General features: G+C 60.4%; 10 protein-coding genes. 3 read left to right on the top strand and 7 right to left on the bottom strand.

Annotated elements, in window-relative coordinates; all coding sequences use genetic code 11:
• The first annotated feature begins 845 nt into the window (after nucleotides 1-845).
• A complete protein-coding gene (gene hemN, locus NKK52_RS30860) occupies nucleotides 846-2,207 on the top strand; it encodes an oxygen-independent coproporphyrinogen III oxidase (RefSeq protein WP_023685616.1) in 1,362 nt (453 codons plus the stop codon).
• 176 nt (nucleotides 2,208-2,383) lie between these two features.
• Here the strand turns inward: hemN and NKK52_RS30865 are convergent, their stop codons facing one another.
• The 4 genes from NKK52_RS30865 to NKK52_RS30880 form a co-directional block, all read right to left on the bottom strand.
• The gene (locus NKK52_RS30865; protein ID WP_023685615.1) at nucleotides 2,384-2,575 is read right to left on the bottom strand and encodes a hypothetical protein; all 192 of its coding nucleotides are present in this window, start codon (nucleotides 2,573-2,575) and stop codon (nucleotides 2,384-2,386) included.
• Between the two features lie 602 nt (nucleotides 2,576-3,177).
• Nucleotides 3,178-3,858 (bottom strand): NAD(P)/FAD-dependent oxidoreductase, encoded by a 681-nt coding sequence (locus tag NKK52_RS30870; RefSeq protein ID WP_156939309.1) that lies wholly within the window; start codon nucleotides 3,856-3,858, stop codon nucleotides 3,178-3,180.
• A gap of 256 nt (nucleotides 3,859-4,114) precedes the next feature.
• Complete coding sequence (locus tag NKK52_RS30875; RefSeq protein WP_352630843.1) at nucleotides 4,115-5,770, bottom strand: MFS transporter; 1,656 nt, start codon at nucleotides 5,768-5,770, stop codon at nucleotides 4,115-4,117.
• Nucleotides 5,771-5,962: 192 nt separating this feature from the next.
• Entirely contained in the window at nucleotides 5,963-6,412 is a 450-nt protein-coding gene (locus NKK52_RS30880) for a hypothetical protein (protein ID WP_023685612.1), read from the bottom strand.
• A gap of 572 nt (nucleotides 6,413-6,984) precedes the next feature.
• Between NKK52_RS30880 and NKK52_RS30885 the strand changes: the two genes are divergently transcribed.
• Both NKK52_RS30885 and NKK52_RS30890 read left to right on the top strand, forming a co-directional pair.
• Nucleotides 6,985-7,272 (top strand): hypothetical protein, encoded by a 288-nt coding sequence (locus tag NKK52_RS30885; protein WP_081726247.1) that lies wholly within the window; start codon nucleotides 6,985-6,987, stop codon nucleotides 7,270-7,272.
• A 413-nt stretch (nucleotides 7,273-7,685) separates the two neighbouring features.
• Entirely contained in the window at nucleotides 7,686-8,207 is a 522-nt protein-coding gene (locus tag NKK52_RS30890) for a hypothetical protein (protein WP_023685609.1), read from the top strand.
• Between the two features lie 627 nt (nucleotides 8,208-8,834).
• Here NKK52_RS30890 and NKK52_RS30895 read toward each other — a convergent pair.
• From NKK52_RS30895 to NKK52_RS30905, 3 genes are read right to left on the bottom strand one after another with little or no spacing between them, the layout of a single operon-like run.
• On the bottom strand, nucleotides 8,835-9,596 hold the full coding sequence (locus NKK52_RS30895; RefSeq protein ID WP_352593593.1) for a hydroxymethylpyrimidine/phosphomethylpyrimidine kinase: 762 nt from the start codon (nucleotides 9,594-9,596) through the stop codon (nucleotides 8,835-8,837).
• Nucleotides 9,587-10,192, bottom strand: coding sequence for a thiamine phosphate synthase (locus tag NKK52_RS30900; RefSeq protein WP_023685608.1), 606 nt, complete (start codon nucleotides 10,190-10,192; stop codon nucleotides 9,587-9,589). Before NKK52_RS30900 ends, NKK52_RS30895 begins: the two co-directional genes overlap by 10 nt.
• Nucleotides 10,189-10,962, bottom strand: a complete 774-nt coding sequence (locus NKK52_RS30905; RefSeq protein ID WP_023685607.1) for a thiazole synthase — start codon at nucleotides 10,960-10,962, stop codon at nucleotides 10,189-10,191. The genes NKK52_RS30900 and NKK52_RS30905 overlap by 4 nt, the downstream gene beginning before the upstream one ends.
• Between the last annotated feature and the right edge of the window lie 3 nt (nucleotides 10,963-10,965).

The following is a 10,965-nucleotide window of genomic DNA, read 5'->3' on the forward strand; positions in this document are numbered from 1 at the left end:
AGACTTGTTGTCACATATATTAAGTAGTTATCACTCCCGGGCGGTCGTACAACATTTTTGTACAATCACCTTTTTCACCTCCGCGGCGGGCCTCACAAAGGTACTACAAATGACGTGCCACCCTGACGACCCAGCTGCAGCTTGAAGCTCAAATGTGCGGGCGGATCTTGGTTCGCGCTCCCTTCTTTTTGCCTTGCGGATCCACCCAAGCAGGAACGGCAAATCTTTCGGCTACGGCTCGTCTGTTCGCTTCGCGACAGTTTTCGCTCAATGGCGACAGCATTGTCTGCTGTGAGCCCCGACGTTGAGGCATCATGCGGCGGCACCGCTCGGTTCGACGCCGTCATTTTTGGCGAGCTGATGGTCGACAACCACGCGCTGCAGCCTTGCACCACTGAATCAGTAGGCGCCAGCCTTGGCAGTGCGGCGGACCTGACGGTCGCGTCGAGCAGGTTTTCGTGCTGAAAGCGGCGCGCCACAGCTAATGCTTCTTGCCAGCAATTCACACAACGAGCTCATCGAGACGGCAGAGACGTAGCTGGCGTGCAAAGTCTGGACCCAACACCGTATTGTCTCATCGGATGCGGCATCTGCGCTCAGAAGAGTCTCCCACGCGCAGATGAAGGGAAGGGAGGCTGGAACAAAACGGTGCGCGTGAGGGTTTCGGCGGGAACACCATCGTCAGTCGCTGACCGAGTGCGCTCAGACCATCGCTGTCCAGCCAAGACTGAACGGCGCCCATTGCTTAAAAATTTCGAGCCCAAAGCGGAACGGACTGACATAGCGCAAAGACGCAGGCGAGCGCAGCGGTAAGGTTGGATGTTATCAGCATGGGACGGTGACCGTTGCAGACCACGAAATTTCGAGAGGCCCGGCTGCCTTGGTACACTATCTATCCGGCTGTGTCGGAGTTCTCTGGGGCGGTCGGCGCCGAGGCTTATGAGGAATGGCTCAGGAACCTGCCGGCTGATGATCCGGTGTCACTCTATCTGCACGTTCCGTTCTGCCGATCAGCCTGCTGGTATTGCGGCTTCCCAACCACCATCACCCGCCGTGATGCGCCCATCCTCAACTATCTGGCGGCGCTGCGTGACGAGATCCGTCTGGTTTCGGTGCGAGTGCCGAAGACGTTGCCCGTGAGCGACATACATTTCGGCGGCGGAACGCCGTCTCTCATCGGACCAGCCGAGTTCCTCGCTCTGATGGAGTTCCTGCGATGCCGCTTCGCCATCTCGAAAACAGCTACGGTCGCCATCGAGATCGATCCACGCACGCTCACGCCCGAGATGGCGGAAGGCTTGGGAGCGGCCGGCGTGAACCGCGCGAGCCTGGGCGTACAGAGCTTCGATCCCATTGTTCAAAAAGCGATCAACCGGATCCAGAGCGAGGCCCAGACGTCGGCTGCCGTGGAAATGCTGCGCCGGCATGGAGTAAGCCGCATCAACTTCGACCTCATCTACGGCCTGCCGCGTCAAACGGTGGAGTCGTGCGTCGAAACAGTGAGGGCGGCGGTCGCCATGCGCCCCGACCGGCTTGCCTTGTTCGGCTACTCGCACATCCCATCCCAAATAAAGAATCAGCGCCTCATCGAGGCGGAATTTCTTCCCGACAGCGCTGCCCGCGCTGAACAGTATGCGGCTGTCACCGTGACGCTGATTGCCGCCGGCTACCGACAGATCGGGCTCGACCATTTCGCCTTGCCGGACGACGAGCTCGCGCTGGCACAGGAAACAGGTCGCCTGCGACGTAACTCGTTGGGCTACTCGGCCGATACCTGCAGAACCCTGATCGGTTTCGGCGCGTCGGCTATCGGCCGCATCGGCCAAGGATACGTTCAAAACGAAATTACACGGGATTCCTACATCCGGCACATCGCAGCTGGCCGACTGGCGACATCGAAGGGCCATCGCCTCACAGACGACGACCGCGTGCGAGCCGCAATTATCGAGCGATTAATGTGCGATTTCGAGGCTGACGTGCCGGCAATCTGTGTCGCCCACGGATTTGGTCCGATCCGTCTTCGCGATTCGGCTGAGCGCTTGGCCATGCTGGCCAAGGACGGGATAGTGGACTTCGAAAACGGCTTTGTCCGCGTACGGCGGGAGCATCGCTTTGGGATTCGCGCTGTCGCTGCCGCATTCGATGTTTTTAGGGATGGCGTTACGTATATCCCGCAGCAGCTTAATGCGATGCAAAGCACGACATAGTCCGGCATCAATGTCTCCGCTTGGAACCGCCGGCCTACTTGCCACGCCGGCCGGGCGCTGGTCTGGCAAGTGGGCTTTCCGTTTGCCAATGCGTTCGTTCCGGGCCCTCACGGGGCGGCGAGTCCCTGCCGTGAGCGCCTCACCCGCGAGGCTACATGGCGGCCGTGGAGATTACCTCAGCAGCGGCGCCCGATCGGAAACCTTAGCACCTCAGCGCTTTGGCGTGGCTGCTTGAACTCTTCGACGGCAACCGCCTCAATTAGCAGGTCCAAGGCTTCGCGGCCCCTTTGACTCATCGGGTCATCCCCACAAAGGTAGTCATACGCTCGATCTAAATGCACTCGGGCGGCGGAAAAATCGCTTATCATATCATAGAACCCTCTCTACCCGCCCGCATTGCCGTCTACGAGGTGAAGGTAGTGCAATCGTCAATATATACAGACAAATTTGAATTAAATCGGAGATGATCATGGAGGTCGAGTTCCCTGACCTGATGCCGCCATTGAGCCCGCCGACGACCACTCGCTGGCGCTCGGTCGGTTCATAAATGCCGAGCACCCCGTCCCGAGACCACCTCTGACCTCCCTCCTTCGATGCTATACGCGTGGAAGACATGGCTGCGCCGCCGCTGCGAGAAAGGCGTGTCCCATCGCGCGGCGGCTGCATAGTGGGTAGCCAGCGCCGGGAGCTAATCGGCAAAGCCGCGTGTGGCGATTTTGCATAGCGGGCGCAGGCGAATCGCCACGCCCGTCCAGCATGTCCGATGCCGCGTAGGCCGCCAGGATCCCTGAGCGGAGTGCATGCACGATCCCGCGTGATGACAGTGGATCGGCACAGAACAGGCAGTCGCCCGCCGCGACCCAGCGGTCACCGGCGGCGGGATCGATCGTTGCGGTTCCCGCCGCCTTGATCATGCTGGCGGTCTCGATTGCGTTGGGCGGCACGAGCGGCGCGATGGACTGCGTTGCGGCTAAAGCGCGGTACCAATGTCCGGCTTTGCGCAGTTCGCTGCCCAGATCCGGATCGGTGAGGCACGCGCAAGTCGGCGCTGTACCACCAGCCTTCGGGACGCGCCTCGACGACCATGCTGCAATCGCCCGGTGCGCGGTCGAAAAAGCGTGTGTAGGCGGCAAGATGTCCGTGCATGGTGAGCTTGGCGCCGAAACATCGCGCCGGCCTCCAACTGCGACCGGTCGCCCAAACCACGTGCGCGGGCAACGATAGCTTCATCGGCCAGCTTGAGCAGCGAGCCTTGATCGTCGCGCACTGCCGAACCCACGGCCGAGCCAAACCGCGTGTCCACACCTGCCGCCTTGGCCGCCTGCACCATCAGCCGGTCGAATCGCGTCCGGTCGAGCTGCCAGCCGGCACCTTGAGCGGAAAACATGCCGTGCCGCTCGCTGGGAACTTCATTGGCCCACACCGAAACAAGCGCACGATTTTCAACGAAGCCGGCCTCGGCGAACGGCGTCCAGACACCAAGCTGACGCAGCAGCCCATTCGCTACTGCCGGCAGCACCTCTCCCGGCTTTGGCCGATCATGCCTTCCTGCTTCCAGCAACAGCACGCTCCGCGCGGGTGCATCGTTGCCAACGCCAGTCCGGATGTGGTCGCCGCCGAACGTGATCGTCTCAGCGAGCTGGCGGGACAAAATGCCAACCTCAAGATAGCGTTGGCCCGGATCAGCGAGGCGGACTGAGGAAGACTTTAAATTCAAAAGGTGACACGCGGCAACAGTCGCGTGCCGCTGTAGCCCCAGGCTCCGCTTCACCGTGGGGACCGATCGGTCGCACTCTCAGCCTGGGGTTCTTCTCTGCCACCCATCATCGAATTTTGGTGGATTGTCCGTCTCCCGCACCGGTTTGAGCGCGATAGACAAGAATCGCGTTTTCTGTGCCGGCCGGGCTTCAATGACGGGGATGGCGAAAAGCTGAGTGCTCGGGCTTGCGGGCCGAGCTTGTCGGTCGCTCGATGGAAAGTGTCATCTGAGGCGCTTCCACTCCCGCGTGCAACTGGAAGACACGCTCGTCCAGTTCCTTGTCCACTTCCGTCAGACGATGATTGAGGCGAAGGTAGTCCGTCCAGGTCGGCGTGCGGAACGTTTCCGTCCAATGCATAGGCTTCTGCAGGTTCCGCTGGAGCGTCCAATTCCGAGCACCGACCCGGCTGTGTACATGACGCCGCTGCCGCATGAGGTCGAGGAAAGCCTCGAGATTTCTCTCGGCTATCAGATATTCGACCTTGACCACGATCGGGCCGCTTCTCGGCTTCAGATTGAGAGCGACAGCCGGGGCATCGAATTCCTCCAGAGGATCGGGCTCTGAGTCGCGGCGCTCGCGAAGAGGAAACAGAACGCCGGCTGCAGCGACGAACATCAGGGAGGCAGCGGAACCCTCCAGCGCCAGGGCCAGCGAATGGTTTTCGGCCACCGTGCCCCACACCCAGCTGCCGAGCGCGATGCCACCATCTATCAAAGCATAGTAGATCGAGATGGTGCGCCCCACGACCCAGCGCGGGCTTGCCAGCTGAACGCTCACACCGACCCCTGACCAGGCGGTGACCCAACCCGCGCCGCCCAAAGCGAGTGCAATTGCCGCCACCCCGATCGAAGTTGTCAGTGCCAGGGAAAGTGAGCACGCCGCGCAGGCGACGCAGGAGAGCCTCATCAGCCGCTCCTGCGACAAGCTCCGTCTGAACAGGCTGTTGGAGAGGCCAGCGAAGACGGCTCCGGTCCCGAAGCCGGCCATGAGCGCGCCATAGGCGAGCGGGCCTCCTCCCAGCTGATCGCGGACAACCACCGGCAGCAGCGCGAGTATGGCGATGCTCGCCAAGCCAAAGAGGGTTCCGCGCGCGATCGCGGCCTTGATTTCCGATGACATCCCCGTGAAGCGCAGCCCGTCATAGATCGCCGTCCTCATCGACTCGCGTGGAAGAGGGGAAGAACGAACCTTCCACTTGCAGCGCCAAATAGTGGCCAAGGGTACGAAATAGGTGAGCGTGGTCACCGCGAATGCCGCCATAAGGCCAAACGAGGCAACTACAATGCCGCCGAGCGCCGGGCCCACAGTCCGGACGGTATTGAATCCAACAGAAAGCAGGGTGACGGCAGCGGGAACATCGCGTCGATCCACAATATCGCCAACCGACGCTTGCCAGGCCGGATCATTGAGAGCACCGCCGCTTGCGATCAAGAAGCTGAAGCCGAGGATCATCCACGGACTGACAAAGCCCAGCGCCACGGACGCGGTCAGCATCGCGGACGCAATCACCATAAGGCACCGACCGGCGAACATGACCCGGCGCCGGCTGAAATTGTCGGCGAGAGCCCCGGCAAAGACGGACAAGACGAAAGCGGGCAGGTTCGATGAAGCCTGCACCAACGCAACCATCAGATCGGAAGTCGAGATCGTTGCCATCAGCCAGCTGATGGCAACAGTCTGCATCAACCAGCCGAGGCTTGAAACCTGCGTCGCGAGCCAGATTGAACGAAAGGTGGGCTGCAGAAGTGGCCCAAAGGTCGTTGGTGCAGCCAAATCTTCGTTTGATCCAGCCACCCTACTCATTTTGCGAACCTTTGCTTTCCGTTATTGTCGCTTCCCATGTAATCTAGGCTGAACCGTGGCGGCTAGAAGAATAGATGGAACCCATTTGCCCGACAAATGTGGCCACAGTTCCTCCTGACCAGTGGTTAGGCGGCCGAGACGCAGACATGGGCCGGCTCACTCGCCTTCGAAGACACCTTGGTGAGCCGGGATTCACATGGCATTGGAGGCGCCATGCTTGATCGACGCCGCTGCCGAGATTTTTTCGCGAAACGCGACCCTTTTTTTTTGTTGGAACTCACTCATCAGCGGCATTCGATGCTGAGTGTGGCTTTCGAAAAGTGAGGACGCTTGCAGATCTTTGACAGGCTCAATTCCCTGATAGACGCAGACGATTGCCAGGCCGCGATCGAAGAGGCGCGCGCCTTGCTCCTTCGATTCGAACAAAAGTCTAATGCGCTCACGCATGCGATCGACGAGTTTCTGCTCGACCTGATGACATTGGCTTTCATTGTCGAATGTTACGGACGCGGCTTTGAACTCCTGGCGCGAACGCTTGCCCGTAGAAGGCTGGTGAAGATCAGACTTTTGTCGGGAGGGATTGGCCGGGCAGAAATGGTTCCAAAGTCTGATGGCTGAACCGGCGATCGCGCCGCGTTGCAATTGACGACGTGGCGATCGCCAAAAAAAGGGCCATCGGAAAACCGAGGCCCTTTAGGTGTAAAGTCAAAACCTTCAGAGGGGAACAGCTGGTACGATGGAATGGGAGGAAACCATCGCGTGCATCAGCTGTAAGCTTAATCGCTAAAAGTTGTGCAATGCGCAAACACATATTGTGCAATGCAGCTATGCAGTAACGCAAAGCCTCAAGTTACAAGATCGAGTTTGGAAATGTTTGCTGCTCGTACGGTGATGGGCGAGATCCTTAAGCGTATGTACGGCGGCATGATGGACGCTTGCAAGCATCCAGACAAGATTACCGCGAAGCTAAAATAAGAGGTTCGGTCCAATCGGCGATGCTCAATAGCCGCGCCATTCTGGTTCCGCCGGGCGTTACATCGCCTCGCCAAGTTGAGGATGTATGGTCGCGAGCAGCCGCGCGCCAATTTGGAACCCACGACCATATGCAACGATTGGGCACTGTCCGAAGAAGGCCGAGAACTGTTGAAAGTGCGCTAGATGGAGATATTCTGAATTGGAACGGGGGCCTGGTTCATCGCCAAAGCGAGACATGGATGAAAAGCAGATCGCGCCCAACACCTGATCCAACCATTGCAACGGAAGTCCCCTGGTCGGAAAGCCTAACCGCATATGATGACAAGCATTTCGAGCTCTATTTGAAGCTCATGGACGCTTGCGCCGACAGTGCCAGCGAAGAGGAGATGGCGCTGGATGTACTGGGTATCGATCCGGTCAAAGAGCCAATCCGCGCCCGTAAGGCCCTTCGCAGTCATCTCAAACGGGTGCTCTGGTTTATGCATGAGGGCCATAAGGAACTGCTTCCAAGCCGGCCGCCTCAATAACTGCGGCGCCGAACAAGGTTGCCCGAGAGATCAGGTGGCGCCCTCGGGGGATGCGAGGACACTTGAAAGCCGCAATCGGGTTATCATCTCCATACTGCGTGTGTTCGGCTCCGCACGGCAAGTGCCCTTGAGTCGAGGAGGAATGCACATGAAGAAGAAAGTTCATCTGGAAGCATGCTGACCGATCCCTTGGGGCCCATAATCGGGTCCCAAGTTGTTCCCGACGAGCGTTGCGAGGGGCGGATTCAGGACCAGCCGGAAATCGAGCCCGGGCGTGAAACGAAGTCAACAGGTGCGAGGTTCGGCCTGCTGGGTGTGGCTGTGTTGGCCGTAGGCGCCTTCATCTGGACCGGCTTCGGCGAGGCATCCAGCAGGGCACGTCCAACTTCGTTCGGACTGTCATCGACAAGAGCATGCAGCGCCTTGGGCTCGGGCAAGCCCCCAACGCTCTTACAGAGGGCGAGTGGTATCTCTCGGTGTACTACGGTCCCGACTTTACGGATGTCACCCCCGTCGGCCTGGGGCACCCCTTCAAGGTGACATTCACGTCGGCCCCGGATTTGTCTGGCACCTACGAGAACGTTGCAGGGAGCGGCTCGGTAAGCGGCTTTGAACGACCCGGTCAACTCGTAATGACCTACTCCGGAGCAGATGGGATGTCCCATGGAGTTGCCATTCTCCAAGACATTCAGACTCACCTTTCTTCCAACAACGTCGAGCATGATTACGTGGGAGCCGTTTTGGTCCACGCTTGCTATAAGGCGGACACCCAGCAGTGCGACGCCGCCAAATCGCAATATAAATTCTGCAGGGCGATTTTGTCGAAAAACAGGGAACCCGACAAGGATCCTTCCCTCAAGGGTTACCTCGACGAACCATGTTCGGCTTTTCAGAACGATCTGAAGCTGAAGCTTAGCCCGACGGCACAGCTTTAGGCACGAAGGCGCTCACCAGGGTCGCAGCTCAAAGAGAACGGCGCCCTTCGCCGGGGGCCGTCCGTTCCGCATCCCGCCTGACGGCGGCGCGTTGCTGATGCTCCTACGGTCGCCCTGTTGAGCCGGTCTCAGGGCCACGGTCTTTCTCCTGCACCGATCTGACTTGGTCCCGCTGGCGGGCATTTCGGTGCTTCCGTTTTGTACGCTCTTCTTTCTTGGGCCGCTTCGCGGCACGGCTGCGCCGACATGGATGTGCCTAGCGGCACCTTTCCTATGTAGCGGGAAGAGAGGCGCGCGGCCCTCTCTCCCCACCCACTCAAACCGGCCTTTGCTTTGCTCCAGCACTGCGGGGCCAGATCCGGCGGCCCCCGCCGCGCTGAAATGCCTCGCTCCTGCGGCCTCACACTCGCCAGGAGGCACAAGTGCATCCCCATGCCTGACTGGCAGTGCGCTTCGCCGCAGGAAGGGTCCCGTTACTTTCCCGGCCTGGCAGGGCAGCTTGTCTCGGCGCCGCTGAATTCCGATCTGCAAAGCGGCCTCATCCCGTCACGCCCTGTGAAAAAAGGGCAGGAGGGCTACGGCTTCCATTTCAGCGTCAGCCGCTGAACGCTTGAGCCGGCTCTACGGCTATTCGGCTGGGGTTTTCCGAAGCTTTTCTAACACAAAGAGCTTGCCCTGGCGCACGGCGTACTCGATTGATTGCGCCTTCGCCAGATGTGCCGCAATCGAGCTGGCCAGCATGCAGCCCGTCCCGCGCATCGATGCGGCAAGACGCGGCGTGTCAAAGCGGACTGGTTCGTGATCGGGGCGCAACAGAATATCGATCGATCGGGGTCCCGCCGCGTGGCCGCCCTTGATCAGCAGGGCCTGCATCCCGGCCACCAGCAATTCCTGGCCTTGCCACACCGCGCCGTCTTCATCAACCGCTGGCTCTAAGCCAACAAGAAGCGCCAGCTCGATGAGATTGGGTGTGACGAGGCGGCAAAGGGGCATCAGGTCGCGTTTCATGGCGGCGATGGCCCTTGCGTCCAGCAGCGCCCGGCCTGACGTCGAGGCCAGCACCGCGTCGAGTACTGCCGGCACCTGTGGATTTTCGCGGAGCACAGCCGCGACGGCTACGACGATCTCGGCCGTTGCAAGCATGCCGATCTTGATTGCCGCCACCTTGTTGGCCTGCAGCGCGGCGCGCATTTGATTGGCCACAAGATCGGGCTGCGAAGGATGGATTTTCATCACGGCTTCGTGCGTCTGCACCGTCAGCGCTGTGACAGCCAGGCAGGTGCGGACGCCAATGGAAGAGATCGTCTCGATATCGCGTGCAATTCCAGCCCCACCGCTGGAGTCAGATCCGCCGACCACGAGCACATGCGGTTCTCGCCTCAGCGCCATGGCTTTGTCTTTTCGATCCATTCTCGCGTGCGCGCTTCGGGATCGGCATTCAACGTGATGTCGGTGACCACCGCCGCGGTGTCCGCACCAGCCGCGAAAACACCGTCGAGCCGATCGGGGTTGAGGCCGCCAATGGCGACCAATGGGATCGGCGCCACCCGATGCTTCCACTCGCTGATCCGCTCGAGCCCTTGCGGCGCCCATTTCATCTGCTTCAGGACGGTGGGATAGATGGGGCCGAGCGCGACATAGTCGGGCTCGGCAGCGATGGCCATTTCCAGTTCTAGATGATCGTGCGTGGAAAGCCCGAGCTTCAATCCGGCGTACTTAATCGCCAGCAGGTCGGCCGCAGCCAAATCCTCATGGCCGAGATGGACGAAGTCGCAGCCTTCCTCGATTGCCGTGCGCCAATAGTCGTTGACGATCAGTTGGCAACCATGGACCGCGCAGACGTCGTTCGCGCGGCGGATTTCCGACCGCAGCGTGGTCTCGTCCCTATCCTTGATGCGCAACTGAACCACCTTGACGCCGAGCGGGACCAGCCGCTCGACCCAGTCAGCGCTGTCGACGATCAGGTAGAAGGGATCGAGCTTCATGAAAAAACGGCCCTGCCGATGGTCGGCGTCGATGGCACGGCGACGTCGCGCGGTTCAAGCATACCCGAGCTGAAAGCTTCACGACCGGCCTCGACCGCCTTGCCGAACGCACGCGCCATGCCGACCGGATCGGCCGCCTTGGCGACCGCGGTGTTCAGGAGTACGGCGTCAAAGCCGAGCTCCATGACGGTTGCCGCGTGCGACGGCCGTCCGAGCCCCGCGTCCACGATCAGCGGAACATCAGGGAAATGTCCGCGCATCGAGCGCAGCGCCGTGATGTTGATCGGTCCGAGAGCGGAACCGATCGGCGCGCACCACGGCATCAACACCTTGCAGCCCGCCGCAAGCAGCCGCTCGGCAACGACAAGGTCGTCGGTGGTATAGGGGAAGACCGCAAACCCGTCCTCGCACAGGATGCGGGCGGCTTCGACCAGACCGAAAACATCCGGCTGCAGCGTGTCGTGGTTGCCGATCACTTCGAGCTTGACCCAGTTCGTACCGAAGACTTCGCGCGCCATTTGTGCGGTCGTGACCGCTTCCTTGACGGAGTGGCAGCCAGCAGTGTTGGGCAGGATTCTGACACCAAGCGAGCGGATCAACGACCAGAATTCTTCGCCGGCCCTGCCGCCTGCCATTTCACGGCGCAACGAGACGGTCACCACCGCCGTGCCCGATGCCCTGACTGCATAGGCAAGGATGGCCGGCGAAGGATATTGAGCCGTGCCAAGAAGCAGGCGGGAGGGAAGCTCGGCTCCATAAAGCTCGATCATGGC

Source organism: Mesorhizobium sp. C277A, from assembly GCF_040324395.1.
Classification (GTDB): Bacteria; Pseudomonadota; Alphaproteobacteria; order Rhizobiales; family Rhizobiaceae; genus Mesorhizobium.